At 59.8% G+C, this 26,367-nt stretch carries 21 protein-coding genes and 2 rRNA genes (1 of these 23 only partly in view); 17 read left to right on the forward strand and 6 right to left on the reverse strand.

Annotated features, from left to right (window positions below; translation table 11 throughout):
* The first annotated feature begins 3 nt into the window (after positions 1–3).
* A complete protein-coding gene (locus DESPIGER_RS03350; protein ID WP_072337524.1) occupies positions 4–2,445 on the forward strand; it encodes a Lon protease family protein in 2,442 nt (813 codons plus the stop codon).
* 77 nt (positions 2,446–2,522) lie between these two features.
* The gene (locus tag DESPIGER_RS03355) at positions 2,523–3,110 is read left to right on the forward strand and encodes a TetR/AcrR family transcriptional regulator (protein WP_006006010.1); all 588 of its coding nucleotides are present in this window, start codon (positions 2,523–2,525) and stop codon (positions 3,108–3,110) included.
* Positions 3,111–3,407: 297 nt separating this feature from the next.
* Here the strand turns inward: DESPIGER_RS03355 and DESPIGER_RS03360 are convergent, their stop codons facing one another.
* Entirely contained in the window at positions 3,408–4,742 is a 1,335-nt protein-coding gene (locus DESPIGER_RS03360; protein ID WP_072333060.1) for a UDP-glucose dehydrogenase family protein, read from the reverse strand.
* A 112-nt stretch (positions 4,743–4,854) separates the two neighbouring features.
* On the opposite strand from DESPIGER_RS03360, the gene DESPIGER_RS03365 reads away from it, so the two are divergent.
* Genes DESPIGER_RS03365 through DESPIGER_RS03380 form a run of 4 tightly spaced genes read left to right on the forward strand, consistent with a single transcriptional unit; the run spans position 4,855 to position 8,591 of the window.
* On the forward strand, positions 4,855–5,226 hold the full coding sequence (locus DESPIGER_RS03365; RefSeq protein WP_072333063.1) for a holo-[acyl-carrier-protein] synthase: 372 nt from the start codon (positions 4,855–4,857) through the stop codon (positions 5,224–5,226).
* A 1-nt stretch (position 5,227) separates the two neighbouring features.
* Positions 5,228–6,802: an NAD(P)H-hydrate dehydratase gene (locus DESPIGER_RS03370; RefSeq protein ID WP_072333066.1), complete on the forward strand. Its 1,575-nt coding sequence runs from the start codon at positions 5,228–5,230 to the stop codon at positions 6,800–6,802.
* A gap of 15 nt (positions 6,803–6,817) precedes the next feature.
* On the forward strand, positions 6,818–7,342 hold the full coding sequence (gene tsaE, locus DESPIGER_RS03375) for a tRNA (adenosine(37)-N6)-threonylcarbamoyltransferase complex ATPase subunit type 1 TsaE (protein WP_083575270.1): 525 nt from the start codon (positions 6,818–6,820) through the stop codon (positions 7,340–7,342).
* Positions 7,343–7,367: 25 nt separating this feature from the next.
* Positions 7,368–8,591: an aspartate kinase gene (locus DESPIGER_RS03380; protein WP_072333069.1), complete on the forward strand. Its 1,224-nt coding sequence runs from the start codon at positions 7,368–7,370 to the stop codon at positions 8,589–8,591.
* Positions 8,592–8,811: 220 nt separating this feature from the next.
* Here the strand turns inward: DESPIGER_RS03380 and DESPIGER_RS03385 are convergent, their stop codons facing one another.
* Together DESPIGER_RS03385 and DESPIGER_RS03390 are read right to left on the reverse strand one after the other, a co-directional pair.
* Positions 8,812–9,477 carry an HAD family hydrolase gene (locus tag DESPIGER_RS03385; protein WP_072333072.1) on the reverse strand — a complete coding sequence of 222 codons (666 nt, stop codon included), beginning with the start codon at positions 9,475–9,477 and terminating at the stop codon, positions 8,812–8,814.
* 69 nt (positions 9,478–9,546) lie between these two features.
* Positions 9,547–10,317: an HAD-IIA family hydrolase gene (locus DESPIGER_RS03390; protein WP_072333075.1), complete on the reverse strand. Its 771-nt coding sequence runs from the start codon at positions 10,315–10,317 to the stop codon at positions 9,547–9,549.
* 248 nt (positions 10,318–10,565) lie between these two features.
* Here DESPIGER_RS03390 and glpA point away from each other — a divergent pair, with 248 nt between their 5' ends.
* Genes glpA through DESPIGER_RS03405 form a run of 3 tightly spaced genes read left to right on the forward strand, consistent with a single transcriptional unit; the run spans position 10,566 to position 14,649 of the window.
* Positions 10,566–12,173, forward strand: a complete 1,608-nt coding sequence (gene glpA / locus DESPIGER_RS03395) for an anaerobic glycerol-3-phosphate dehydrogenase subunit GlpA (protein WP_072333077.1) — start codon at positions 10,566–10,568, stop codon at positions 12,171–12,173.
* Entirely contained in the window at positions 12,157–13,419 is a 1,263-nt protein-coding gene (glpB, locus tag DESPIGER_RS03400; protein WP_072333080.1) for an anaerobic glycerol-3-phosphate dehydrogenase subunit GlpB, read from the forward strand. The genes glpA and glpB overlap by 17 nt, the downstream gene beginning before the upstream one ends.
* Positions 13,420–13,428: 9 nt before the next feature.
* Entirely contained in the window at positions 13,429–14,649 is a 1,221-nt protein-coding gene (locus DESPIGER_RS03405; RefSeq protein ID WP_231927625.1) for an anaerobic glycerol-3-phosphate dehydrogenase subunit C, read from the forward strand.
* Positions 14,650–15,010: 361 nt separating this feature from the next.
* Here the strand turns inward: DESPIGER_RS03405 and DESPIGER_RS03410 are convergent, their stop codons facing one another.
* Positions 15,011–15,700, reverse strand: a complete 690-nt coding sequence (locus DESPIGER_RS03410; RefSeq protein WP_072333083.1) for a S24 family peptidase — start codon at positions 15,698–15,700, stop codon at positions 15,011–15,013.
* A gap of 410 nt (positions 15,701–16,110) precedes the next feature.
* Here DESPIGER_RS03410 and DESPIGER_RS13260 point away from each other — a divergent pair, with 410 nt between their 5' ends.
* From DESPIGER_RS13260 to DESPIGER_RS03450, 8 genes are all read left to right on the forward strand, one after another.
* Positions 16,111–17,709, forward strand: coding sequence for a cobalamin B12-binding domain-containing protein (locus DESPIGER_RS13260; RefSeq protein WP_231927626.1), 1,599 nt, complete (start codon positions 16,111–16,113; stop codon positions 17,707–17,709).
* Entirely contained in the window at positions 17,699–19,108 is a 1,410-nt protein-coding gene (locus DESPIGER_RS13155; RefSeq protein ID WP_072333089.1) for a glutamate mutase L, read from the forward strand. The genes DESPIGER_RS13260 and DESPIGER_RS13155 overlap by 11 nt, the downstream gene beginning before the upstream one ends.
* A gap of 159 nt (positions 19,109–19,267) precedes the next feature.
* On the forward strand, positions 19,268–21,271 hold the full coding sequence (locus DESPIGER_RS03425) for an alkaline phosphatase family protein (protein WP_072333092.1): 2,004 nt from the start codon (positions 19,268–19,270) through the stop codon (positions 21,269–21,271).
* Between the two features lie 72 nt (positions 21,272–21,343).
* On the forward strand, positions 21,344–21,799 hold the full coding sequence (locus DESPIGER_RS03430) for a tripartite tricarboxylate transporter TctB family protein (RefSeq protein ID WP_072333095.1): 456 nt from the start codon (positions 21,344–21,346) through the stop codon (positions 21,797–21,799).
* A gap of 9 nt (positions 21,800–21,808) precedes the next feature.
* The gene (locus DESPIGER_RS03435) at positions 21,809–23,332 is read left to right on the forward strand and encodes a tripartite tricarboxylate transporter permease (protein ID WP_072333098.1); all 1,524 of its coding nucleotides are present in this window, start codon (positions 21,809–21,811) and stop codon (positions 23,330–23,332) included.
* Positions 23,333–23,354: 22 nt separating this feature from the next.
* Positions 23,355–24,314 (forward strand): tripartite tricarboxylate transporter substrate binding protein, encoded by a 960-nt coding sequence (locus tag DESPIGER_RS03440; protein ID WP_072333101.1) that lies wholly within the window; start codon positions 23,355–23,357, stop codon positions 24,312–24,314.
* Positions 24,315–24,384: 70 nt separating this feature from the next.
* On the forward strand, positions 24,385–24,822 hold the full coding sequence (locus tag DESPIGER_RS03445; RefSeq protein WP_072333104.1) for an OsmC family protein: 438 nt from the start codon (positions 24,385–24,387) through the stop codon (positions 24,820–24,822).
* A 37-nt stretch (positions 24,823–24,859) separates the two neighbouring features.
* The gene (locus DESPIGER_RS03450; protein ID WP_072333106.1) at positions 24,860–25,363 is read left to right on the forward strand and encodes a cob(I)yrinic acid a,c-diamide adenosyltransferase; all 504 of its coding nucleotides are present in this window, start codon (positions 24,860–24,862) and stop codon (positions 25,361–25,363) included.
* Between the two features lie 187 nt (positions 25,364–25,550).
* Here the strand turns inward: DESPIGER_RS03450 and rrf are convergent.
* Positions 25,551–25,665 (reverse strand): 5S ribosomal RNA (gene rrf / locus DESPIGER_RS03455).
* Positions 25,666–25,708: 43 nt separating this feature from the next.
* Positions 25,709–26,367, reverse strand: a 23S ribosomal RNA gene (locus tag DESPIGER_RS03460) (it continues 2,274 nt past the right edge of the window).

Genomic DNA, 26,367 nt, shown 5'->3' on the forward strand with positions numbered 1-26,367 from the left:
ATGATGCCCAAGATCCTTCCTCTGCCCACATCGCGGCTGCACGCGACGTTCGACCCCGGACGCATCCCCTGGCAGGACAGCCGGGAGATCCCCTTGCCCCGCAACGGGGCGGGCAGCCGCAACGCTTTCCAGCCCCGTGCCATGCAGGCGCTGGACATGGCCCTGAACATCAGGGCCTGCGGTTACAATGTCTATGTCTCCGGTGATGCCAATCTGGGGCGCAGCTATACCCTGCTGTCCTATCTTGGCCCGCAGGCCCGCAAACGGCCGACGCCGCCGGATCTGGTCTATGTCCACAACTTCGATGACCCCGACCGGCCGCGCCTGCTTTCCCTGCCCGCCGGTCAGGGCAGGAAGTTCAAGCAGTGCGTGACCTCCACCGTGGATGCCATCCTGCACGAGCTGCCCCGCCGCTTCGAAGCCGCGCCCTTCGTCAAGCAGCGTGCCCGGCTGGTGGACAGCTTCCAGAAGGTCCGCAGCGGCCTGTTGAGCAAGATGACCTCCGTGGCCCAGCACAAGGGCTTCCACCTTGATATGGACGAAGGCGGCAGCCTGACCCTGTATCCCCTGGTCAAGGGCAAACGCCTGAGCGAGGAAGAGTTCGAACATCTGGACGACAGCCTGCGCATGACCCTCAAGCGGCGTGGCGAGACCCTTGTCCAGAGCATGGCCAGCTTCATGCGCCAGCTGAGCAAGGCCGAGGAAAGCTTCCATGACGACGAACGCAATCTGGAACAGACCGTCATGGCCCAGGTGCTGGACGCCCTGCTGCTCCCGGCCCAGAAAAAGCTGCTCAAGGCCTGCCAGAGCGAGGCCCTGGAGCAGTACTTCACCAGCCTGCGTGCGGACATCCTGAAGAACACCGAGGCCTTCCTGCCCCGGGAGGCCGGACAGTCCGGCCCGGATGTCCCCCACGCTCCCCTGCCGCCGCAGGGAGATCCGCTGTACCGCTATGACGTCAATGTCTTCGTGGACAACAGCCAGCTCAGCGGCGCTCCCATCGTGATGGAGGACCATCCCACCTCGTCCAACCTGCTGGGCTGCATCGAGCGGGAATCGGAACTGGGGACGCTGGTGACGGACTTCACCCTCGTACGGGCCGGGAGCCTGCACAAGGCCAATGGCGGTTTCCTCGTCCTGCGTGCGGAAGACCTGCTGCAGCATCCCAACGCCTGGGAAGGCCTGTTGCGGGCTCTGCGGGCCAATTCCCTGCGCATCGAGGACGGCGCGGAAACGCCGGATGCCGCCATCCGCACCAAGGGCATCAATCCCGAGCCCCTGAAGCTAGATCTCAAGGTCGTGCTCATCGGTACGGAAGACCTGTACGAGGCCCTGGTCCTCAATGAGGACCGCTTTGCCAAGCTGTTCCGCATCAAGGCCCAGATGGCCGAGCGCATGGACCGCAATGCCGCCGGCGTCCGCTTCTATCTGTCGGTCATCGCCCGTATCGCGGAAGAGTCCGGCCTGCGGCCCTTCGACCGCACGGCCCTGGCCTGGCTGGTGGATCTGGGCTCGCATCTGTGCGAGGACCAGCGCCGCCTGTCGCTCAAGTTCCCGCTGCTGCGCGAGCAGATGATCGAGGGGGATGCCCTGGCAGGCATGGAGGGCGCCGGGATCGTCACCGGCGACATCATGGAACGCTCCTATGCCGCGCGCACCTACCGGGCCAACCTGGTGGAAGAGATCTTCATGGAAGAGTACGACCGCGAGATGATCAAGGTCTGTACGTCGGGCGGCGCCATCGGCCAGGTCAACGGCCTGTCGGTCACCGGCTACGGCGATTTCGAATTCGGCCTGCCCCATCGCATCTCCTGTACCGTGGGCGTCGGCCATGAAGGCATCATCGACCTGGAGCGGGAAGCCGAGCTGGGGGGCCCCATCCACACCAAGGCCATGATGATCCTCAAAAGCTACCTGACCAACCTCTTTGCCCGTAAAAAGCCTCTGGTCCTGGCCGGGTCGCTCTATTTTGAGCAAAGCTATGCGGGCATCGAAGGCGACTCCGCTTCCGGTGCGGAACTGGTGGCCCTGCTCTCCGCTCTGGCGGATGTGCCCGTGCGGCTCGACCTGGCCTTTACCGGCGCGGTCAGCCATTCCGGGCAGATCATGGCCGTGGGCGGGGTGACGCGGAAGATCGAGGGGTTCTTCAAGGTCTGCGCGCGGCACGGCCTTACCGGCAGCCAGGGGGTCATCATCCCCCATGACAACGTGGACCACCTGATGCTTTCCCCCGATGTGCTCCAGGCCGTGGAGAAAGGGCAGTTCGCCATCTACGCGGTCCGCAGCATCGAAGAGGCCCTGACCCTGCTCACGGGCCTGCCTGTGGGACGCCGCCGCAAGGATGACACGTTCACCCCCGGCAGCCTCTACGATATGGTGGACCGCCGCCTGGAGCGGCTGGGGGATTACGCCCAGAACTCTTTCCGCCGTACGCGCAAAGGATAGGCGGCATGCATTGACTTGCCCTCATTGAGCGAGTAAACAGTTCTGGTCGATTGTGAAAAAGACGCTTAACCCCCGCAATGACCATGACTGCAAAAAATAAGAAAGAAGCCCTGCTCCAGGCCGCCAAGGAACTTTTCGGTGAATGTGGCTATGTGGAGACCACGTTCAAGAAGATTTCCGACCGGGCTGGTGTGGCCCTTGGACTGCTGACGCACCACTATGGCAACAAGGAAAAACTGTTCCTGGCCTCGGGACTCGATGTTCTGGAGCATTTTCTGGTCAAGCTGCGTCAGGCCACGGCCGATGCCGCCTGCGGCTATGATGCCGTCATGCATTTTTGCAAGGCCTATCTGGACTTCTCGGTGGACAAGGACTCCAACTGGCTGGTGCTGGTGCGCTGTTCTCCGTACAGCGACATGAAGACCAAGACGGACAGGGAGCAGATGGACTCCATGTTCGCCCAGGTGCATCGCGAGCTGGAAGAACAGATCCAGCGCGGTATCCGGGACGGCAGCATCGTCAATGTGGACAGCAAGGCCACGGCGCAGGTCATCATCTCCCTGATGGTGGGTGCCAACCGTACCCGCGTGCTGACCCCCTATGCCCTGCCGGAGCTCTATGACGAGACGCTGGACTTCGTCTCCCGCTCCATCCGCAAAAACTAGTCTCCCGTTCCTGCGCAAAATAAACCGATCCCCGGCAGCGTACTGCCGGGGATTTTTGATGGCCTCTGCTCCAGTACATATTTTTTGCAGGGAAAACCCTTTTTTCCTGCCGGGTTGCACATCCTGCTGCTGTTCCCGGGCGGCACGTGTGCCCGCGGGTGCGGGCAAGGCCTTTGCCCTGCTTCAGGATGTCCTCCCTCCCCGCATACCTCTCTGCCCCGCCTTGTGCATCCGTGATACAAAAGGGCCTGCCCCTTTCAGGACAGGCCCTTGCCCGGTCTTGTGCCGGTTTGGTGCCTAGTCGGCGCGACGGCCGATACAGAAATAGGCGAAGCCGCGGGTGCCCATGGCGGCAGGTGAATAGAGGTTGCGGCCGTCAAAAAGCAGCGGCGCGGTCAGCAGGGACTTGATGCGGTCGAAGTCGGGATTGCGGAACTGGTTCCATTCCGTCACCACCAGCAGCGCCTGGGCGCCATCGCATACGCCGTACTGGTCGTCCACGATCTCCACCAGGGGGTTGTCCCGGAAGATGCGGCGGGCGTTATCGGCCGCCACGGGGTCAAAAGCCCGCACCTTCATGCCGGCTTCGGTCAGGGCGTTGACGATATTGATGGAGGCAGCTTCGCGCATGTCGTCGGTGTTGGCCTTGAAGGCCAGGCCCCACAGGGCCAGGGTCTTGCCCTTCACGCCCCCCTGCGGCGCGAAGTATTCCTTGATGCGCTCGGCCATATGCAGCTTCTGGCGGGCGTTCACGGCTTCCACGGCATTGAGCAGCTTGGGCTCCATGCCTGCGGCTTCGGCCGTATGGATCAGGGCCTTCACGTCCTTGGGGAAGCAGGAGCCGCCGTAACCCACGCCGGGATAAATGAACTGGTAGCCGATGCGGCTGTCGGAACCGATGCCGTTGCGCACGTCACGCACGTCAGCGCCCACGCGTTCGCAGATGGTGGCGATCTCGTTGATGAAGGAGATCTTGGTGGCCAGCATGCAGTTGGCGGCGTATTTGGTCATCTCGGCGCTGCGGATGCCCATGACGATCACCTTGTCACGGGTACGGGCAAAGGGCGCGTACAGTTCGCGCATGACGGCAGCGGCCTTGTCCGACGAGGTGCCGATGACCACGCGGTCAGGCTTCATGAAGTCGGAGATGGCGTCGCCTTCCTTCAGGAATTCGGGGTTGGAGACCACCTCAAAGTTGAAATTCCTGCCGCGGGCGGCCAGCTCTTCGGTGATGATGGCGCGCACGCGGTCGGCAGTACCCACCGGCACCGTGGACTTGTCCACCACGATAAGGTCGTTTTCCATGGTCCGGCCGATCTCGCGGGCCACCTGTTCCACATAGTGCAGATCGCAGGAACCGTCTTCTCCGGGAGGGGTACCCACGCAGATGAAGGCACAGTCGGCACCCACCAGACCTTCCGCCAGGCTGGTGGTGAACTTCAGGCGCCCGTCGGCATGACTGCGGCGCACCATGGGCTCCAGTCCGGGCTCGAAAATATGCACGGAGCCGGCATTCAGGCGGGCCACAACATCCTTGTTGACATCGATGCAGGTCACGGAGTTGCCCATTTCTGCAAAGCAGGCGGCGCTCACCAGGCCCACATAGCCGGTGCCGACAATACACAATTTCATATGTTTTCTCCCTTGGGGCGCTCTTGACGCCCGACAGTGATAACGTCAAAACAAATCAATCGGTGGCGCACTATAGCGTTTTTTTTCTTGAGCTTCAACTGCGGGGGCGGACATGCTGGTGGGACTGGGGATGGATCTGGCCGACATAGGGCGCATGGAGCGGGCCCTGCAACGTCATGGCGCGCGTTTTGCGAACAGAATCCTCGCACCTGCCGAGCAGGAGGTCTGCCCGGAATTGCGCCCCGCCTTCGTGGCCGGGCGCTGGGCTGCCAAGGAGGCCGCCGTCAAGGCGCTGGGCTGCGGTTTCAGCCTGGGGATCGGCCCCCGCCATATCGAGATCCTGCCCACACCGGCAGGCAAGCCGGAGCTGCGCTTCACCGGCCCGGCCCTGGAACGTGCCCGGCACCTGGGCGTGCGCCATATCCATGTCTCCATCACCCATGAACGAACCACGGCAGCTGCGGTTGTCGTACTGGAGGCCTGATATGAACAGGGAATGGTGGGCCGCACTGCCGCCGCTGCCCCTGCCGCACGAGATGCAGCAGTGGGACAGGCAGGCCGCGGAACTGGGCATCCTGCCCGAGATCCTGATGGAGAATGCCGCAGCCGCGGCGTTCCGCCAGTTGAGCGCCCTGTGTCCCCGGCTTGCGGGGAAGCAGGTCTGGCTGCTCATGGGCAGCGGCAACAATGGCGGCGATGCCGCCTGCCTTGCCCGCTATCTGCGTGACGCCGGAGCCTGTCCGCATGTTTTCCATACCCGGCCGCTGGAACATTACCGGAACGAGACGGCCTATCATCTCCAGACGGCCCGGGCCTGTGGTGTCCCCTTCCTGCCGGTGGCCGCGCTGACGGAGACGCCCCGCGCTCTCCCCCATCCCCACATCCTGGTGGACGGGCTGCTGGGGACGGGTTTTTCCGGCCAGCTGCGCGACGATGCCCGACGTCTGATATCCTTCGTGAACGGGCTCTCTCCCCGGCCCCTGATCTTGTCCCTGGACGTGCCGTCGGGGCTGGATGCCGCCAGCGGTCTGCCCTGCCCCGATGCCGTCAGGGCGGATGCCACGGTTACGTTCGCCGCCGCCAAGCCCGGCCTGATGCTGCCCTGGGCCCGCCCGTACACCGGGGAATGCCATGTGGGCCCCATCGCCATGCCTGCCAGGGTCCGGGAAGAAGGGCCCTGCTCTTTCCGCCTGCTGGACAGCCATGCCCTGGATCTGCTGCCTGCCATGACAGCCGCGAGCTACAAGAACACCTACGGGCATATCCTCATCATGGGGGGGCGCCCCGGCATGTGCGGCGCAGGGCATCTGGCGGCCCGGGGGGCACTGCGCACCGGTGCCGGTCTGGTCACGGCAGCCATGCCCGCTGCCGGTGAGGAGCAGGTGCGCATGGGCTGGCCCGAGATCATGACCCTGCCTCTGGGCGACACCGGGAACAGAAACTGGCCCGCCCAGATCCCGGACGACCTGCGCCGGCGTCTGCATCAGTGCCGGGCCCTGGTCATCGGCCCCGGTATGGGACGCGGAGAAGACAGCCACGCTTTTCTGGCAGCTCTTCTGAAAGAGCCTGGACGCCCGGCCTGTGTGTTCGATGCTGACGCCCTGATGCTGCTGGCCGGAGACCCCTCCCTGCTGGCGGCCCTTGGCCCCGGGGACATCCTGACACCGCATCCCGGCGAGGCCGCTGCCCTGCTCCACTGCCCGGGCAGTGCCGTCCAGCAGGACAGGATGGCGGCCCTGAAGGCCCTGTGCGCGGCCGTCCCCGCCGCCGTCGTCCTCAAAGGCGCGGGAACCCTGGTCGGCCAGCGGGACTGCCCCACAGGCCTCAGCCCGCTGGATGTCCCCCAGCTGGCCGTGGGCGGTTCCGGCGACGTGCTGGCCGGTTGTGCCGCAGCTTTGCTGGCCCGCGTGCAGGAAAGCGCCCGGCCGGCCCATCAGGCCGCCTGCCTGGCCGTAGCGCTGCATGCCGCTGCCGGGCGGATACTGGCCCGCACCCATCCCCGCCGGGGCAATGTGGCCGGAGAACTGGCCGATGCCCTGCCCCGGGCCATGACACTCTAACCGGATAGCCCCGCTATGGATGCCTTTACCTTTCTGCTCGAATCCCTGGACGATACCGCCTGCCTCGGCACCTTGCTGGCCGATATGATGCAAAGCGCTCCCCAGGTGCGCGCCCTGCTTCTGCAAGGAGATCTGGGCAGCGGCAAAACGACCCTGACCCGCTCCTTCGTCGCGGCCCTGCCGGGTGGCGGCCAGGCCGAAATCTCCAGTCCGTCCTTCACCATCTGCAACGAGTATCCCACCTGTCCGCCGGTCCTGCACTGCGACCTCTACCGTTGCCCTGCGTCCCTTCCCGACGAGGTCTGGGACGCTCTGGACGCCGATGCAGGCATCTGCATCGTGGAATGGGCCCAATACATTCCCGAAGCGGCCCTGCCCAAGGAATTTCTGGACATCCGGCTGGACTCGTGCGAAAAAGGAAGATTCCTGACGGTAATGGCGCATGGGCAGGCGTCTCAGGCTCTGGCGCAGGAGCTGCATACAGCCTGGACCGCTTCCGGACGGCACGGCTCCCGGACGGAGCTGCCCCTTTTTTCGTGAGACAGGTGCATCAATGGAATCTGGCATGAAAATCTTAGTTCAAAAATTCGGTGGCACTTCAGTGGCAAACCTGGAGTGCATGAAGAAAGTGCGCGAAAAAGTGCAGGCCGGGTTGAACAAGGGCTACAAGATGGTGGTCGTGCTTTCCGCCCGTTCGGGCGAGACCAACCGTCTGCTGGCCCTGGCCTCCGAGTGGTCCTCCACCCCGGACCCGGCGGAATGTGACTCTCTGGTCTCCACCGGGGAGCAGGTCTCCATCGCGCTCTTCACCATGCTGCTCAAAGACGCGGGCATCCGTGCCCGCTCCCTGCTGGCATGGCAGATCCCCATCATTACCGATGACGATCATGGCAACGCGCGTATCAAATCCATCGACAGCCAGCACCTGCGCGGTTATCTGGATGAATACGACGTGCTGGTGGTCGCCGGTTTCCAGGGATGCACGGAGTCCCAGCGCATCACCACCCTGGGCCGCGGCGGCTCCGACACCTCGGCCGTTGCCCTGGCCGCCGCCCTGGGTTCGGTGGAATGCGAGATCTATACTGATGTGGACGGTGTCTATACCACCGACCCCAACATCTGCTCCAGCGCCCGCAAGATGGATCGTGTCGCCTATGAGGAGATGCTGGAAATGGCCAGCATGGGCGCCAAGGTGCTGCACATCCGTTCCGTGGAATTTGCCAAGAAGTACAAAGTGCCTGTGCGCGTCCGCTCCACGTTTTCCGACGACCCCGGCACGCTCGTTACCCAGGAGGACTCCAGCATGGAAGCTGTTCTTGTTTCCGGCATTGCCTATGATAAGGACCAGGCTCGTGTGACCCTGCACGACCTTCCCGACGTGCCCGGCGTGGCCGCCGCCATCTTCGGCCCCCTTTCCGAAAAGGGCGTGCTGGTGGACATGATCGTCCAGAACACCAGCCTTGACGGTCATACCGACATGACCTTCACCATCTCCCGCAAGGATCTCAAGCAGACCCTGGCCATCATGGAAGAAGTGAAGGAACGCACCGGTGCCACCGACGTGGTCTCCGACGTCAACGTGGCCAAGGTCTCCGCCATCGGCGTCGGCATGCGCAACCATTCCGGCGTGGCCGCCCGCGCTTTCTCCGCCCTGACCCAGGAAGGCATCAACATCCTGATGATCAGCACCTCCGAGATCAAGATCACCATCCTGATCCAGGAAAAGTATGTGGAACTGGCCGTGCGCATCCTGCACGACACCTTCGGCCTGGACTGGGACATCAACTAGTCCTGCTCCTGGCAGCCGGCTGTCCGGCCACGGCCTTCTGCCGGAAACACTGCCCATGAAAATAAAAACGCCCGGGTATCCTGTGGATACCGGGCGTTTTCTTTACATATGCACATCTGTCGTACACAGGCCTTTCTGCGCAAAAGAGCCTCTCCGCGACACGGCCCCTGCCACAACCACGCGTCATCCCGTTCTCATCCGCTCAGGGCAACGCCCCGCCCTAGTGGCGCATCTCGGCCCCCAGGGCCAGCAGGGTCGTCTGCAGATCCGGCATGCTCTGGCAGATATAGTCAGCATGGACGGCCTCCAGCTCCTGGCGGCTCCCATAGCCGTACAGCACGCCCACGGTCTTCATGCCCACCGCATGCCCGCCGACCACGTCATGGAACCTGTCGCCCACCATCAGGGAATGGGACACGTCGGCCCCCGTCTCCTGCAGGGCATAGCGCAGCACATCGACCTTGTCGTTGCGTGCCCCGTTCAGCTCGGCGCCGGCCACGAAGGAGAAGTAACGGCTCAGCTGGAAATGGTCCAGGATCTGGCGGGCGAAGACCTCCGGCTTGGATGTAGCCAGATGGATGCGATGCCCCTGCTCGATCAGGCGTTCCAGCATCTGGGGCACACCGGGATAGACCCGGTTCTCGAACATCCCCTGCCGCCGGAAATACTCGCGGTATTTTTCCACTGCCAGCGTGACACGGGCGCTGTCTCCCGGAAAATACCGGGCAAAGGACTGCTTGAGCGGCGGGCCGATGAAGAACAGCAGGCTGTCTTCTCTGGCCCTGATACCGAAATGGTCCAGAGCGTAAAGAACGGAGTTGATGATGCCCTGCTTGGAATCGGTGATGGTGCCGTCAAGATCGAAAAAGAAAGAAGTATGGGCCATAGGCGTACAGGGGGTTGCGACGACGAAAGGTGCTGCCGGACGTTTTTTATTACTATTGCCTCTTGCGGCCTACTGGTCAAGCAGTCCCAGGTGATCCAGCACCAGGGTCGGCTGGCGCTCCAGGCCGGGAAGATCGGAACGCCGGGCCTCTCCGCTCAAAACCAGCAGAAAGTCGATGCCGGCGTTCTCGGCCAGCAATTTGTCGGTGGACAGCCTGTCGCCCACCATCAGCATGTTTTCCGGCGCATAGCGCTGCAACAGGCCGGAAAGCAGGGTCGCATCCGGCTTGCCGAAGATGCGTTCCGGTCTCCTGCCTGTGGCGGTGGCGTACAGGGCCAGGAAACTGCCCACATCCGGCAGGGGACCTTCCGGGGAAGGACAGACCAGATCAGGATGCGTGGCCAGAAAGCGCACAGCCTTATTTTGCAGCAGCAGCGCGGAGCGCGCCAGTTTTTCGTAGGTCAATTCCGTGTCATAGGCCAGGATGACGGCCTGCGCCCCTTTTTCCTGCTGTTTCAGTTCGGGCATGCGCTGGCGCAGGTCGGAAACGAAATCCCGGTTGCCGACCACATACGCCGTATGGATGCCTTCTGCCTTCAAAAAGGCCACCAGGGGCGTCACCGGCGAGAGCAGCTGCTCCCTGCGGGCGGGGATGCCCATGCCGTTCAGCTTTTTTATGTAGGTTTCCGGCGCCTTGGAGGTGTTGTTGCTCAGAAAGAAAAAATCCACATCCTCCCAGTGCCGCTGCACAAAGGCCACGGCCCCCTTGATGGGATTGTCCCCCATATAGATGGTACCATCCATGTCCAGAACGATGCAACGCTTGTCAGGAAGCCGCATGCCGTGTCTCCCAAGTTTCAAAAATGAAAAAAAATGGCAGCAAAACAGCAAGATCCCATCCAGCTCCTGCTCCCATCGCCGGGATTCTACACAGCCGGATGCCCTGCTGCAAGCGGCCTTTTCCCCCGCCTGCCGCCATCTTGACACAACAATGTCCTGTAAGTAGAGGAAAAGGACGACTTCTCCGTATAATTTCGCAAACGAAGATTCCAAAGCTATAATTGTCGCTCCTGTGAGCGGAGGACAGTGTGAAAGAAACCACAGTGATCATCATTGGCGGTGGTGCGACGGGTATCGGCATTCTGCGCGACCTGAGCATGCGCGGCGTGCCCGCCCTGCTGCTGGAACAGGGGGGACTGGCCCACGGCACGAGCTCCCGCTTCCACGGCCTGCTGCACAGCGGCGCCCGGTACGCTGTCAGTGACAGCGAATCCGCCCGGGAATGCATCGAAGAAAACATGATCCTGCGCCGCATCGGCAGGCAGTGCGTGGAGGAGACCGAGGGCTTTTTCGTCCGTACCAAACTGGACGACCCGGCCTTCGAACCCCGCTGGGTCGAAGCCTGTGCCCGTGCGGGCATCACCGCCGAGCGTATCGACGTGGCCGAGGCCCGGCGGCTGGAGCCCAGCCTTGCCCCCAACATCTGCTCTGTCTACCGCGTGCCGGATTCCTGTGTCGACGGCTTCCGCCTGGTCTGGCACAATGCCCTGTGTGCCCGGCGCTACGGCGGTGACATCCTTACCTATCATGAGGTCATCGCCATCAAACAGAGCAACGGCAAAGTCACGGGCGTCAGGGCCCGCAACCGCATCACCGGCGAGGAACTGGACATCGCCTGCGAGTACGTGGTCAATGCCGCCGGTTCCTGGTCCGGGCAGATCGCCCATCTGGCCGGTCTGGACGTCAGTGTGTCGCCCGACCGCGGGACGTTGATCGTCTTCAACCATCGCTTCACGTCGCGTGTGGTCAACCGCCTACACAAAAGCTCCGACGGCGACATCTTCGTCCCGCACGGTTCCATCACCATTCTGGGGACCACGTCGACGCCTACGGACCGCCCGGACAACAATACGCCCACGACCGAAGATGTCCTGCGCCTGCTGGATATCGGCGAGCCCCTGTTCCCCGACCTGCGTTCGTACCGCATCCTGCGTGCCTTTGCCGGTACGCGCCCGCTCTACACGCCCAACAATGCCGTGGGCCGCGCCGCCAGCCGCAATTTCCACATCGTGGACCACAAGCAGGACGGCCTGGAAGGCATGGCCAGCATCTTCGGCGGCAAACTGACCACATACCGTCTGATGGCGGAGCGCATGAGCGATCTGGTCTGCCGCTGTCTCGGCAACAACCAGCCGTGCCGCACGGCGGAAGAACCCATCATGGAGGATCCTTCCCCCGAACTGATGCAAAAGGCCGCCAGGGTCTTCCCGCTCAATGGTGCCGTCCTTGCTGCCGACCGTCTGGGCAGCACCTTTGCCGATGTGGTGGAAAAGGCCGCGTCCGAAACGGACAACGAGCTGCTGTGCGAATGCGAGATGGTCAGTATGGCTGAAGTGGAATATGTGGCCCGCGATCCCGCCACCCACTCCCTGCACGATGTCCGCCTGCGTACCCGCCTGGGCATGGGCACCTGCCAGGGCACGTTCTGCTCCCTGCGTGCCATCGGCGCCCTGACCGAGCGCAATGTGCCGCTGGCCTTTTCGCCCACGGAAGACGTCTCCCAATTCCTGCAGGAACGCTGGCGCGGCCTGCGCCCGGCCCTGTGGGGCAAGCAGCTGAAAGAAATCGAACTGGGGCGTGCCATCTACGCGGCCACCCTCAATCTGGATGGAGCCGGCAATGAACAAGAGAAATAGCGACGTCCTGGTCATCGGCGCCGGCATGTCCGGCCTTGTGGCGGCCCTTGCCGCTGCCCGGCGCGGCCGCAAAGTGACTGTCCTGTCCCGGGGCGTGGGAGCACTGGCCATCGGCAGCGGTTGCGTGGACATTTTGGGTTATGTCAACGGCCAGGCTGTTTCCGGCCACCCTCTGGATGCCATCGGATCCCTGCCCGCTGCCCACCCCTATAGCCTGCTGGGGCGGGACCGTGTGGCCGAGGCCTGCTCTTTCCTGGAAGAAGTCTGTGCCGCTCAGGGCCTGCCCCTGCTGCCCATGAAAAATGGCAACCGCCTGGTCCCCAGCATCATGGGCACGCTCAAGCCGAGCGGCCTGTGCCCGGCCAGCGCCGACGGCGATCTGCTGCTGAAGGCCAGGAAAGTCGCCGTCGTCACCATCGGGGGACTGCGCGACTGCCAGCCCAATCTGATCATCAAACAGTTCCGCCGCTATCCCGCGCTCAAGGGCATCGACTTCACCGAGGTCGTCCTGCCCTCGCCTCTGGGCAAGACGCACCGCAATATGACGGCCCTGGATCTGGCCCGCTATGTGGATCGTCCCGAGGGTGTTTTCTGGCTGGCCGATGCCCTGAAGAAGGCCTGCGGCCGGCAGGATCTCATCCTGCTGCCGCCTGTATGCGGCGTGCGCCACTTCCTTTGGAAAAAACTGGTAGGACTGCTGGATTGCCCGGTGGTGGAAATGCTTTCCATCCCTCCGGGAGTCAGCGGCCTGCGTCTGCGCACCTGTCTCCTGAACGCCCTGCGCGAGCTGGATGTCACCCTACTGGAAAATACGACGGTGATCCGTGCCGACATCGAGGGCGGGCATTGCCGTGGTGTGATCACCTCCGGTCTCGATCACGAGCACTTTTATGCTGCTGACCAGATCATCGTGGCCACGGGCGGCTTCATGGGAGACGGCTTCGAGGCAGAACCCGGCAAGATGCAGGAAAGCATCTTCCGTCTGCCCCTCTGTCTGGAAAATGGCGGGATGCCCTCTGCCAATCCAGCGGACTGGTCGGAAGAAAGTGTCTTTGCCCGCCATGCCTTCGCCACCCTGCGCGTCCGCGTCGATGCGGAGTTGCGTCCCTGCTCTGCGGAAGGCCCGGTGCTGCTGGACAATGTCCGTTTTGTGGGCCGCTCGCTGGGCGGCTATGACTTCGCTACTGAAAAAAGCGGCAACGGCGTGGCCCTGGCCACGGCCTGGCATGCCGCCCAATGCGTGTAAGGCAGGTGCATGATGGCTCTCAAACATCCCAACCCTGATGCCTGTATCGCCTGCACCACCTGTGTGGTACAGTGCCCGGTGGCCCAGGCCACCACGAACTTCCTCGGCCCCCGCATGATCGGCCCCGCCTACGAGCGTTTCCGCCTGCTGGGGCTTGCCGAGGAAGAGTCCCTGCACTATTGCGCCAACTGCAAGAACTGCGACATCGCCTGCCCGCAGGGCGTCCCGGTCTCAAGCCTGAACATGATGGCCCGTGCCGAGCAGTGCCGCAAAAAGCGCCCGCCCCTGCGGGACTGGATCCTTGGGCACGGCGAACTGATGGCCAGGCTGCTGCGTTACGTGCCTGCCAGGCTGAAGAACTTCGGCATGCTCAATCCCGTGACGCGCTTTGCGCTGGACAAGCTGGGCATCTCTGCCAAAGCTCCCATGCCGGCCTTTGCCGAAAAGAGCTTCCGGCAGCAGCTGAAAAAAATCTGGCAGCCCCATACCAACAAGTATGTCGTCCTTTTCCCCGGCTGCTTTCTGGATGTCTACGACCCGCAGACCGGGCTCGATCTTGTCTGGGTGCTGAACCAGGCCGGTTATCATGTCATCGTTCCCAAAGAATTCGTCTGCTGCGGTCTGCCCATGGTCGCCAACGGATTCTGGGATGACGCCCGCGCCAATGCCAAAAAGAACATCGCGGAACTGCAGCGCTGGCGCAAGGAAGGCATCCCGGTCATCACCGGTTGCCCCAGCTGCGCGTTGATGTTCTCTTCCGATCTGCCGGAATACTATCCCGACCTGATGATCGATGGCGTCTCCACGACCCTGCTGGATGCGCAGGCCTTCCTTCTGGACTGCGTGGATAAGGGCGAACTGTGTCTGCCCGAAAAAACCGTGGACAGTTCCGTGGTTCCTTCCGAGCTCATCTACCATGCTCCCTGCCATTTGCGCGCCCAGGGCAATGGTCTTCCCGGCCTCGATCTGCTCCGCGCCCTGCCCGGCATGCATGTCCGCAACGCTGATGCCGGCTGCTGCGGCATCTCGGGCAGCTATGGCTTCAAAAAGGAAAAATACGCTATCGGCATGCAGGTGGGGTCCGCCCTTTTCGATGCCGTGCGCAAAAGTCCGGCGCCTGTGGCGGCGTCGGAATGCGGCACCTGCCGTGTCCAGATCAAACACGGCTCCGGCAAGGACTGTCTGCACCCTGTTTCCCTGTTGCGGCGCTGGCTGGAAGCCGCCCGCTAGTTTCAGGCCCCCCACGTTACGGTAAAAAATCAAAACCACCCGCAAAGCGGGTGGTTTTGATTTTTGTGCCTGCGGCGTGCTCGACAAACCGACGCCATAAGAGGAAAGCCCCCGCACAGAGGCCTTTTTCACTGCCTCACGCTCGAGGCAACATTCAAAGCAATGGAGAAAGTCGCGGACAATGCTTCAGAGGATCCGCATCCTTCATGGGGCCCTGCCGCGAGAGGCAGAATCCGTCCGCGCTGCTTCCCTGCATGCGTCCCGGGCCGGTCAGACGCCCTCTCCCCATGAACGCGATGAAGCCCTGCCGATTGCCGGCAGGGCTTTTCTATCGTCCTGCCCAAACGCTGCGGACGGCACCTTATGGCAGCAGGGTTTCCAGCGTATCCACAGCATCTGCGCAGGGAGAGTATTCGCGCGAACACCAGACGACACGTCCTATGATGGAAATGCTGTCGGCGTAGTCATCCGCAGCGACCTTGATGGTGGGAAAGCTCGGATCGTGGCATTTGAGCAAAATCTGCCCAGGAAGCGTATCTATCCGTTTGAGATAAAGAGATTTTTCAAATTCGACGCCATAGAGCTCACCTGGGATGATGGCCCGCATGCTTGTGTCGATCATCACGAGATCATTATTGATGATCTCCGGTGACATGGAGTTGCCATAGACCCGGATGACGACCATGGCTTCCGGCCGTCCGAGCCGGAGCAATTTTTCCAGCGTGAACGGCAGGCGCGGCAATGCATCCAGATCTATCTCGTCGAATTTCTTCCCGCTGTTGAAAAAGGAATCCAGAAAAGGACAAAAGGCCAGCTGGGGCGGTGTGAGCGTAGTGTCTTTCGGCATGGCATAGCCGAAATATATCCAGTCCGCCGACGCGTTGAAGCGTTCCGCAGCGGCAAAAATCCAGGCAGGGGGGATTTTTCCCTTGGTCTTCGCGCTGTAGACGGACTGGGGGGAAAGGCCGAGCGCGTTTGCCATTTCCGATGCGTTCTTGCTGCCGGTGGCCTTGATGAGCCGCTGCAGGATATTTTCAAAAGTATCAGACATAGCTGGTTATTTTAGTTTGGAGACATTACGGAGAGAAATTTCTGACATGCGGAAGAGGCGGACGATCTTCCGCCCCCCTGCTGTCTCAGCCTGACATTGCCTTGTATGCAAGGAGAATGCCGTATTTTTGCGAAAAAGAAAATATAAAAAAAATAAATTTTAATTTGTTGACATGGATTTTTTTAAAGTTTAATTTTAAAAAAATTAAACTTTTATAGTTATTCTCTGCCGCGAAAAGGAGGCTCCCGATGCAGCTCACTATAACTAAGCGCTTTGAATACAAGGACTTACCTGATATGGCTTCCATCTTTCACGAGGCAGAGAAGATTGCAGGCAGGATCTCTGTAGGAAAGACACTATTTTTTGAAAAATACGGCGTATCCAGCGAGTGGGAATACAAAATTGCTGCTATGCGCAACGGTACTATTTGCAAGCATTCTCATATCGGCTGGAATTCCTGGGACGAAACAGCGCGCAACGTCGAGTACATCTACAGAGAGCTGGAGCGACGCAACAGCTATATCACTCGCATGGGCTTCATTTTTGACTGGGTCATGGGGGTTCCCGCAGAATATCGACGCAACATGCAGCGTGGGACAGGACTGATTTTTGAAACGCCCGACGAATGGAGGGAGCTTGGCCGTATCGCTCCTATCCAGCCCCACTTGAGCGACCACATGATCGGTGCTCCCAATGCCCTCGAAAATACCGTGCTGGGACTTCAGGCCGGTGTAACATCAATCGGGAACGTATCCCACTATTTTACCTATGAATATCCCGGCATAGAACTGGAGCGGGAACGTACTGTCAACAGTCTCGTGGCCTTTGCCCTGATGGGCAAGATCCCGGGCACCATCATACACTCCAACCTGGATGACGGCTACGGGAACCAGATGCATGACCTGGCCAACCTTGTCGGCTGGGCCATGATCGAACGCTACCTGGTGGAGGGACTGCTCGGCGCATGCATGACGTTCAGCTACGGAAACCTGTTCAGCGATCCCGTGAGCCGCATCGTCTTCAACATGGCGATGGATGCGGGGAACACCAAGGGCGTACCCGGGACCATGACGTTCGGCAACACCATTGATTATGGCCTTGATCTGAGCCGCAACTACGGGGCGTTGAGCTCCTTCTCGCTGGCCGATGCGGTCTGCCAGCGCCACAAGCCTACAGGGCACGCCGTCAGCGCCGTGCCCGTTTCGGAAGCCCAGCGCATCCCCACGCCGGATGAGATCGTCGACGCGCATCTGTGCATCGACATGATGATCGAAAAGTCGCAGTTGCTCGAACCATACATGAACTGGAGCGCCATTGAGGCCAGACGCGATGTGCTGGTCGCTTGCGGGAGCGTCTTTTTTGAACGTGTCATGAACGGCCTGGATGATTTGGGGGTCGATACCCGCCATGCCGGCGAGGTCTTTGCCTGTCTGAAAAGCATCGGAGCGGCGCAGCTTGAAGAAAAGTTCGGTGTGGGGCGGCGCGAAAAGACAGCCTTGCGAGGGCGGGTTCCGGTCTGCCCCACGGATATCGTCCGTACCCTGCAACAGCGGCAGACGAGGATCTTTTCCGGCATGGACGCTTCCCAGCAGCTTACGGGCATGAATGTCATCGTAGGATCCACAGACATCCATGATTACGGCAAGGAGATGATCAAGACCCTTTTCCTGCGGACAGGCGCACATGTTTTCGATCTCGGCACCTATATCACAGCACAGGAAGTGGTGGACAACGTCATCGAAACGGAATGCTCTGTGGTGGCCATCAGCACATATAACGGCATCGCGCTTTCGTTCGGCAGGGAACTGATGCGACAGCTCCAGGAAGCCGGATGTCATCCGTTCTGCATTTTTGGCGGGCTGCTCAACGAAAACCGCAATGGCGGCCTGCTGGCAGAAGATGTCAGCGAAGAATTGCGTACCCTCGGCATCAACTGTGACAATGACATGGAAAAGATCGTTCCTGCCATCCTCCGGCATTTCAGCAAGGAGAGCGGCGATGCGCACTAATGCTTATGCCGTGCTCGTCGATTTTGGCAGCACCTATACGAAGGTCGTGGTAGCGGATCTGCGCCAGGGCGATATCGTGCTGACCTGGCGGGAGCCTTCGACGGTGGCGACGGATGCCACGGTGGCCTTGACACGCTGTTTTGCAAAATGCCGTGATACCATAGGGGGAGCGGCATTCGAGGCGGCACGGAAGCTGGCTTCCTCCAGTGCCGCCGGAGGCTTACGCATGGGGGTCGTGGGCCTGTCCCGCTCCCTGAGCACAACGGCCGGACGCAATGCGGCCTTCGGCGCGGGGGCGAAAATCCTTGGGACTTTCTGTGGACACCTGACAAAGGAGGACGTGGCGGCCCTGTCCTCCCTGCCCCTGGAGATCGTGCTTTTTTGTGGCGGCTATGATGGCGGGGGAGTGCGGACCCTGCGCCATAATGCCGAGATGCTGGCGTCAAGCCGGCTGCATATCCCCTTTGTCTATGCAGGGAATACCGCAGCTGCGGCAGACGTGCGCAGTATTTTTGGCGCGGCACACAAGGAGATTTTTGTTTCACATAATATCACGCCCTGCGTTGGCGGCATGAATTCTGCGCCGGTGGCAGCCGTTATCCGGGACCTTTTTCTGCACCGTATCATCAATATGAAAGGTCTGGAAAAAGTCGTGCCCCTGCTGGACCGTGTTGTCATGCCGACCCCTGCGGCAGTTCTGGCCGCAGGAAAACTCCTGGCCCAGGGCACAAATGCCGTCCCCGGCATGGGCCCCCTCATGATCGTGGATATCGGCGGGGCAACGACAGACATCCATTCCTTCATTCAGCAGGAAGCCTGCCAGGGTGCCAGGATCGTGGGGGCGCCAGAGGAATTTGCCCGCCGTACGGTGGAAGGGGACCTGGGGATGCGCGAGTCTTCCGGCAGCCTGCGGCAGGAAATGGGGCCAGGTGTCCTGGAAGCCGACGCCGGGGTATCCGTTGAGGAAACCAACACCATCCTGGCCCGCTGGGAACGGGAACGTGCCAGCTTGGCGGAAAGTCCGGCAGAACGCCGCATCGACGATGCTCTGGCCCGGGGGGCTGTACGCATATCCGCCCGGCGGCATGCGGGGCGTGTCGAGCGTGTGCTTGCCGCAGGCGTTGAGCGTATCCAGCGCGGGAAAAATATCCAGGGCGTCACACGGATCATAGGGACTGGGGGCGTCCTGGTGTCACATGCCGCTCCCGGAGGCCTGCTGGCGGGGGCCTGCCGTACCCCTGATGAAACCGATGTGCTGCTGCCGGAGCAGGCAGAATATCTGGTCGACAGCGAGTACGCCTTTTATGCCGCTGGTCTGCTGAGCACGGAATATGAAGACACCGCCTTGCGTCTCATGCATCGCAGCCTGCGCTCCGCGGAACACGGCGAATGCTGCTGAAAAATGTCTATATTAAAAATTTTATTTAAAAAATCATCTTGACAAAATAATTTATTTTTTAAAAAATAAATATTATTTTTAAAAATAAATTTTTTTTTACGTCCACCAGTGGCGAGGGTACCCAAACTTCCCATGGAATGAATCTGAAAGGAGACTAGCATGCCGAAGTTCAGCAAGAAGGTTGCCATCATCGGGCTTGACTGCGCGCAGCCACAGCTCATGCTGGACATGATCAAGGACGGCTATCTGCCGAACATGAAGAAGATCATTGACAACGGCTTTTTCGCAGATGACTGCCTGTGTCCGTTACCCACCATCACGCCGCCCAACTGGACGACCATCGCCACCGGCGCGTATCCCGGGACCCACGGCGTAACGGACTTTCATTACCAGATTCCAGACACAAATCCCGAAAATGCCAATACCCGCCAGGCATGGGACAGCAGCCTCGTCAAGGTAGAGACCCTGTGGGATGCCGCCGCCCGCGCCGGCAAGAAGAGCGTTGTGCTCACCTTTCCCGTATCCTGGCCGCCCAAGAACGAGAATGTGACCATGTACGGCGGCTGCGGCATGGTGCCCGGCGAAATGCGCTACGGGCTGCCGTTCGAAGAGATCGAATTCGCCCTGTGTCAGGACTTTGTCGTCAGCACCGATTATCTTCCCTTCTCCGTCCGGGGACGTTTCGAGGATGCGGAAGATTGGCTGAATGCCCCTGACCTCGGGGAAGATCCTCTCGAAATGAAATTCGATGTGCCGTTTTTTGATGCACTGATCGAACCCCGGCAGACGACGTGGTACGTCCTCGTCACCAAGTCCCCGGGCTCGGATGCCTATGACACGGTGACGCTCTCTCCCGACAAGGACTATTCGCATGCCTTTGTCACCGTCAAGAAGGGGGAATGGAGCCCCAAGTTCTTCCCCGTCATTGAAATGGCCGACGGCAAGCAGTATGAGACCTTCACCCGGGTCAAGCCTTTCATCCTTTCCGAAGATGCCGACGAGTTTTGCCTGGTGGTCGGCGCTCTGGTGCCTACGCAGTGTCCCTTCACCACTTCACCGGAGACCTTCGCCAAGGTGGCGCACAGCGGACGGGGCACCGTGCACCGTGGCGGCGGCATCTACCTGTATCTGAGAGAAGTCATCGATGTGGACACCTGGCTCGAAATGACGGAAAGCCTGAGCACCTTCCTGGCGGAAATGGCGGAAGAGGAACTGGCCCGCGATGACTGGTCGGTGTTCGCCATGCACTCGCATCCCATCGACTGGTTCTATCATGTCTTCAATGATCCCTTTACCAGTGAAGATCCCGAGATCCGTGCCGCCACCTGGGAGATTCACCGCAAGCTCTACTCCATCGAGGATGCGCTGATAGGCCGTGTCATGAACGCCTGCAGCAAGGATACGCTCATCGCGGTGGTGTCCGACCACGGCTGCACGCCTGATGGACCGCCATTCAGCCCTCTCCGTCCCCTGGAAGAAGCGGGCCTGTGCCATACGTATATCGCCGAGGAATCCGGCCCCAAGGGCGAACTTGCCGAATACGAAAAGCGCTGCATGGGCTTTGGCAACTCCAGGGTGGACTTCAGCCGCTCTCTCTGCTCGCCTTCCCGGGGGCTCTATGTCTACGTCAACCTCAAGGGGCGTGACCCGGAGGGTATCGTGGAGCCCGAAGACTATGAGAAGGTCCAGCGCCAGATCATCGACGCGCTGCTGACCTATGTCGATCCCGCAACGGGCAAGCGCCCCGTTGCCATGGCCGTTACCCGTGACGACGCCCGGCTCATCGGCCTGTACGGTGATGACGTGGGGGATGTCGTCTATGCCATCTATCCCGAGTTCGGAGCGCAGCACGGTCCTATCCTGCCCACAGCGCACTTTGGATACGGGCGTCTGAATTCGCTGCTGGCACTCATGGGCAAAGGTATCAAAAAGGGCAGCCGCCTGAAGAAGCCTTGCCATCTCGTGGATCTCATTCCCACGGTCTGCTATGTGACGGGACTGCCGGTACCCAACGGCGCGGAAGGCGCGGTACTGTATGGGGCACTGGAAGACCCGGAAGCCCCGTTCCATCAGATAGAACGCCTGGAAAAGTCGCTGGACAAGCTCGAAAACGCATTGAACAAGGAGAAGCGCCCCATTTGGGAGCATCATGATTGTATTTAACCCATGAAAACAACGCCCGCGCCGCTTTGCGCGGCGCGGGCGTCCGTTCCATGCAACCATTCGGGGGACAGCATGAAGTTTTTCGATCCCGGACGATTTCTGATTGGAGGCATCTTTCTCGCTTTTGGCCTATTCATGCTGCATCAGACCGTCATCTTTGAATGCTCATTTACGCCAGAACCGTTCAGCCTGCATCCCATGGATTTTCCCAGGGCAGTGCTTGTCCTCTGGTGTCTGCTTGCCGTCATCTATATCGTCGCTCCACGCGAACCCGTCGTCTTCATCCCTCTGAAGCATGTTGTCCCGCAACTGCTCAAGACGGTTCTGGCCATCATCTTCTTCATTCTCACCCTTCGCCATGTCGGTTTCGTTCTTTCCGGAATCCTCATGCTGCTCATGATCTTCTATGCGCTGGACTACCGAAGCTTCCGAAAGGGAATCCCCATTGCGGCATTTTCCATCGTACTGATCTGGGCCATTTTTGTGCATCTTCTTCAAATACCTCTGCCGCACTTTGCCCTGATGTAAGGAGGGGATATGGATGTCGTTCAATTGACGCTTGAGGCCTGCGCTCTTGTCTTTACGCCCCTGCCGCTCATCCTGCTGTTTTGTGGCGTCCTGTTCGGTACGCTTCTGGGGGCCCTGCCGGGGCTCGGTTCCATCCTGGCGCTGACAGTCTGTCTTCCGTTCACGCTCATGCTGGATCACATCCCTGCTTTTGCCCTGATGCTCGGAACCTATGTGGGCTCGCTCTACGGCGGCAGCATCGCTTCCATCCTTATCAATGTTCCCGGGACACCGCAGGCGGCGGCTACCAATCTGGACGGCTATCCCATGGCGCTTGCGGGCAAGGCCGCTGAAGCGCTGGGCTGGGTGACGGTATCTGCTGTGGCAGGGGGTATTTTTTCCTGTTTTGTGCTGGCTGCGGCTGCCGGCCCCCTGGCGCATCTTTCCAACAAGTATGCCGGACCTCTGGAAATCTGCGCACTGATTGCCATGGGGCTGGCATGTATCACCACCCTTTCCGAGGGGAACCTGATCAAGGGCCTGTTTTCCGGCTTATTCGGTGTGCTGCTCTCCACTGTGGGCATGGACCCCATCTCATCGGAACTTCGCTTCACCTTTGGCTTCATGAGCGTTGCCTCCGGGATCGACATGCTGCCTTTTATCATAGGGTTGTTCCCGCTCTCCGAAGTTTTCCACCGTATCTATGAGATATATACCCTGCCCGATTATGTGATTATCCAGTGCCACAAGATCCGTTTTCCCTCGCTGCGGGAATGGTTCGCCAGGAAATGGGTTACCCTGCGTTCCGCAGTCATTGGGACTTTCATCGGCATCCTGCCCGGCACCGGCGCATCGCCGGCGGCGTTCATCAGCTACTCCATGGCCCGCGAGGCATCATCCCATCCTGAAGATTTCGGCAAGGGGTCTGTGGAAGGGGTCATCGCCCCTGAAGCCAGCCATAATGCCGTGACCGGCGGCGCCATGGTACCGACTCTTGCGCTGGGCATTCCCGGTGACGCTGAAACAACGCTCATTCTTGCCACCCTGACCATCCACCAGATCACACCTGGCGTCCGCCTCATGCTGGACAACCCCGTCATGGTGCACAGCATTTTTTTCCTGCTTCTGATTGCCTACATAATGCTGACGGTAGCAGCCATCATCATGGTGCGCAGCTTTGGACGGCTCATTCGGCTGCCCAATGCTGTATTGCTGGGATTGATCATCGTCTTTTCCATGCTGGGAGCCTTTATCGCACGCAACAATTATTTCGACCTGCTCATAGCACTTGCCGTGGGCCTTGTGGCATTTGGTTTCCGTCTGGGCAATTTCCCCCTGGCTCCCGCCCTGGTAAGTTTCATCCTCGCGCCACAATTTGAATACCGTTATTCACAGGTCGCCATTTACCGTGCGGATACCCCCTGGCCGGTCTATCTTGCGGACCACCCTCTGGCCTGCATCTTTCTGGTCGTCGTCCTCTTCCTGCTGATCCGCCCTGTCGTGAAGAGCGTCAGAAAGTGGAGAGAGGTCCTTTCTCATCATAACGCTCCGTAATCCTTTCTCAGGAGGTGTTGATATGAGACGCGTATGTTTCCTGTGGACCCTGGCCTTCCTTTTCCTGTGCTCATGTCTTGCAGCGGGACTGCCCGGCCGTGCCTTGGCCGCGTACCCCGAGCGTACGATCACGATGATTATCCCCTTCGGCGCAGGCGGTGCAACGGACGTCATCGGCCGCTACATTGCCCTGCATCTGGGGAAGCGGCTGGGGCAGACCATCATCGTCAAAAATATCGCCGGATCCGGCGGCGTCATCGGGATGACGGAACTTGCCAAGTCCCGTCCTGACGGCTACACGATCGGCTTTTCCCCTGTGGCTCCCCTGATCATGCAGCCCAATTTCCGCAAGACCATGTATGATCTTTCCAGCTTCTGCTCCATCGCACGCGCCACGAACGAACCTCTGTTCCTGGAGGTTTCAGCGCAAAGCCCCATCAAGGACATGAAGGATCTGAAGAACGCTGTCCAGGCGGCGCCGGACAAATTTTTCTGGGGCCATCTCGGCATGGGAAGCCAGATCCATCTTTCCATGGCCCACATGTTCAAGCTGATGGGCGTCAACCCCAGAGCCATTGTCTTCAAGGACGATGCGGAAGCTATGGCTGCCCTGATTTCAGGGCGCATCATGCTGTATGACTCCCTGCCTTCGCTGCCAGCACGTTATGGTGTCCGGGCCATCGCCTCTCTGAGTGAAGAACGCTATCCGCAATTGAATGTGCCGACCTCGCTGGAGCAGGGATATGATCTCCGCTATACGCAGTGGATGTCCCTGATAGGCCCCAAGGGGATTTCTCCAGAATGCATCGCCGTACTGGAGCGTGCTTTTGCAGATGTCTGCAATGATCCTGAGTACATCAAGGATATCGCCAGCGTGCATTCTGTACCGGCTTTTCTGAACAGCAAGGACAATCAGGCATTCATGGAAAAGGAAGAAGCCTACTATAAGCGGGCCATGAATGATATCCTCAAGACTCAGTAGAGTGCAGGGCGACTGGCCACAGTACAGGGAATTCCTTTCCTGATCAACGCGAATGATAGGGGGAACGGATATGTCCGATATTCTGACAGTTTCCTATTCTTTCAAAGATGATGTCCATAGCATCGATACCGGCAGTATCGCGCTGCCGCATATCACCATAGACAACAGGGAAATCCCCAAAGATCAACGTGGCGGTACCGCAAAACAGTTACTGGCCGCGGCCTCCCTGTACTGTTACGGCTCCATGCTGGCGGCCGCCATGCTGGCGCGTGATGTGGAATTCGATGATCTTCATGCCACAGCCGAACTGGAAATGGGGAGAAATGAACAGGGGAAAAGCAGGGTGCTCAAAATGACTATCCGCTGTTCAGTGCGCGTCAACGAACGCGATGAGGCCATTTTCCAGCGCGTACAGAAAATGATGGCGCAGGGCTGTCTGGTGACCGGCTCCCTGCATGACGGCATAGCAATGGAATATGAGCTTGAGCCGATATTCTATGACGCATGATGTACTGAAATGGTGACATGTTTTTCACGGAGGAATCATGCTGCTTGTCTATACTGGTGATGGTAAGGGAAAGACCTCCGCTTGCGTGGGGCAGGCCATCCGGGCCGCGGGGCAAGGGCTTCCTGTCGCTTTCGTACAGTTCATGAAGTCGGATGTGCAGGCTGGCGAACAGAAAATGCTTGCCGCCCTCACGGGCATCACGCTCCATATCGGGGGATGTGGTTTTTTTCTGAATGAAGAAAATCGTGCCTTGCATCGGGATGCTGCTCTCCGTACCCTGGAATGGGCGACTCGCCATCTTGACGGCCTGTTCATGATGCTTCTTGATGAGGTACTGTATGCCCTGCAGCTGGGTCTGCTCGAACGCCGGGAACTGGAAAATTTCCTGGTACAGGGCAAGCAAAAGCAAGTCCATCTGGTACTTTCAGGAAGAGCTCTGCCCTCCTGGCTTGAAGATATGGCAGATCTGGTGACGGAAATGAGGGAAATAAAGCATCCGTGGCGCAAAGGCATCAAGGCACAGCCCGGCATTGAATTCTAAGTGCAGAATGTGAATCCTCTATGGATCAATTTTGCAGCCCTATGACACGACAGGCCGCCCTTTTGGGCGGCCTGTGTGATTTACGGGCTTTAGCCTGTTGAGCGTCTGGCAGGCGAGTGCGGCGCGGAGGCGCGCCATACAAAAAAGACCCCCTCGCGCTGAAAGCGGCAAGGGGGTCTCGAACAATCTTTGGCAGCGGCCTACTTTCCCACATGACGTTATGCAGTATCATCGGCGATGGAGAGCTTAACTTCCGAGTTCGGAATGGGGTCGGGTGTACCCTCTCCTCTATGGCTACCAAAGAAATTTGTCAAAATATTGAAACAGGGATGGAAGGTTTTTTCGAGAAACAAGACGCACGGGCTATTAGTACTGGTCAGCTCCACCCCTCACAGGGCTTCCACCTCCAGCCTATCGACGAGGTCGTCTACCTCGGCCCTTCAGGACTTGCGTCAGGGAGAACTTATCTTAAGGCAGGCTTCCCGCTTAGATGCTTTCAGCGGTTATCCCTTCCACACATAGCTACCCTGCTGTGCCGTTGGCACGACAACAGGTCCACCAGTGGTGTGTCCATCCCGGTCCTCTCGTACTAGGGACAGGCCCTTTCAATTCTCCTACGCCCACAGAAGATAGGGACCAAACTGTCTCACGACGTTTTAAACCCAGCTCGCGTACCACTTTAAACGGCGAACAGCCGTACCCTTGGGACCTGCTTCAGCCCCAGGATGTGATGAGCCGACATCGAGGTGCCAAACCGCATCGTCGATGTGAACTCTTGGATGCGATCAGCCTGTTATCCCCGGCGTACCTTTTATCCAATGAGCGATGACCCTTCCATTCGGGATCACCGGATCACTAACACCTACTTTCGTACCTGCTCGAGATGTCTCTCTTGCAGTCAAGCTCCCTTCTGCGTTTGCACTCGACGGCTGGTTTCCAATCAGCCTGAGGGAACCTTTGCATGCCTCCGTTACATTTTGGGAGGCGACCGCCCCAGTCAAACT

The organism is Desulfovibrio piger (genome assembly GCF_900116045.1).
In the GTDB taxonomy this organism is placed as follows: domain Bacteria; phylum Desulfobacterota; class Desulfovibrionia; order Desulfovibrionales; family Desulfovibrionaceae; genus Desulfovibrio; species Desulfovibrio piger_A.

Excerpts from the sequence above, each read along its gene's own strand:
- DESPIGER_RS03440 (WP_072333101.1), top strand. The coding sequence starts at position 23,355 with ATGAGACGCGTATGTTTCCTGTGGACCCTGGCCTTCCTTTTCCTGTGC.
- glpB (WP_072333080.1), top strand. The coding sequence starts at position 12,157 with ATGAACAAGAGAAATAGCGACGTCCTGGTCATCGGCGCCGGCATGTCC.
- DESPIGER_RS03350 (WP_072337524.1), top strand. The coding sequence starts at position 4 with ATGCCCAAGATCCTTCCTCTGCCCACATCGCGGCTGCACGCGACGTTC.
- DESPIGER_RS03360 (WP_072333060.1), bottom strand. The coding sequence starts at position 4,742 with ATGAAATTGTGTATTGTCGGCACCGGCTATGTGGGCCTGGTGAGCGCC.
- DESPIGER_RS03430 (WP_072333095.1), top strand. The coding sequence starts at position 21,344 with ATGAAGTTTTTCGATCCCGGACGATTTCTGATTGGAGGCATCTTTCTC.
- DESPIGER_RS03410 (WP_072333083.1), bottom strand. The coding sequence starts at position 15,700 with ATGTCTGATACTTTTGAAAATATCCTGCAGCGGCTCATCAAGGCCACC.
- DESPIGER_RS03370 (WP_072333066.1), top strand. The coding sequence starts at position 5,228 with ATGAACAGGGAATGGTGGGCCGCACTGCCGCCGCTGCCCCTGCCGCAC.
- DESPIGER_RS03385 (WP_072333072.1), bottom strand. The coding sequence starts at position 9,477 with ATGGCCCATACTTCTTTCTTTTTCGATCTTGACGGCACCATCACCGAT.
- DESPIGER_RS03365 (WP_072333063.1), top strand. The coding sequence starts at position 4,855 with ATGCTGGTGGGACTGGGGATGGATCTGGCCGACATAGGGCGCATGGAG.
- DESPIGER_RS03355 (WP_006006010.1), top strand. The coding sequence starts at position 2,523 with ATGACCATGACTGCAAAAAATAAGAAAGAAGCCCTGCTCCAGGCCGCC.
- DESPIGER_RS13155 (WP_072333089.1), top strand. The coding sequence starts at position 17,699 with ATGCGCACTAATGCTTATGCCGTGCTCGTCGATTTTGGCAGCACCTAT.
- DESPIGER_RS03445 (WP_072333104.1), top strand. The coding sequence starts at position 24,385 with ATGTCCGATATTCTGACAGTTTCCTATTCTTTCAAAGATGATGTCCAT.
- DESPIGER_RS03425 (WP_072333092.1), top strand. The coding sequence starts at position 19,268 with ATGCCGAAGTTCAGCAAGAAGGTTGCCATCATCGGGCTTGACTGCGCG.
- DESPIGER_RS03405 (WP_231927625.1), top strand. The coding sequence starts at position 13,429 with ATGATGGCTCTCAAACATCCCAACCCTGATGCCTGTATCGCCTGCACC.
- DESPIGER_RS03435 (WP_072333098.1), top strand. The coding sequence starts at position 21,809 with ATGGATGTCGTTCAATTGACGCTTGAGGCCTGCGCTCTTGTCTTTACG.
- tsaE (WP_083575270.1), top strand. The coding sequence starts at position 6,818 with ATGGATGCCTTTACCTTTCTGCTCGAATCCCTGGACGATACCGCCTGC.
- DESPIGER_RS03450 (WP_072333106.1), top strand. The coding sequence starts at position 24,860 with ATGCTGCTTGTCTATACTGGTGATGGTAAGGGAAAGACCTCCGCTTGC.
- DESPIGER_RS03390 (WP_072333075.1), bottom strand. The coding sequence starts at position 10,317 with ATGCGGCTTCCTGACAAGCGTTGCATCGTTCTGGACATGGATGGTACC.
- DESPIGER_RS03380 (WP_072333069.1), top strand. The coding sequence starts at position 7,368 with ATGAAAATCTTAGTTCAAAAATTCGGTGGCACTTCAGTGGCAAACCTG.
- DESPIGER_RS13260 (WP_231927626.1), top strand. The coding sequence starts at position 16,111 with ATGCGCAACGGTACTATTTGCAAGCATTCTCATATCGGCTGGAATTCC.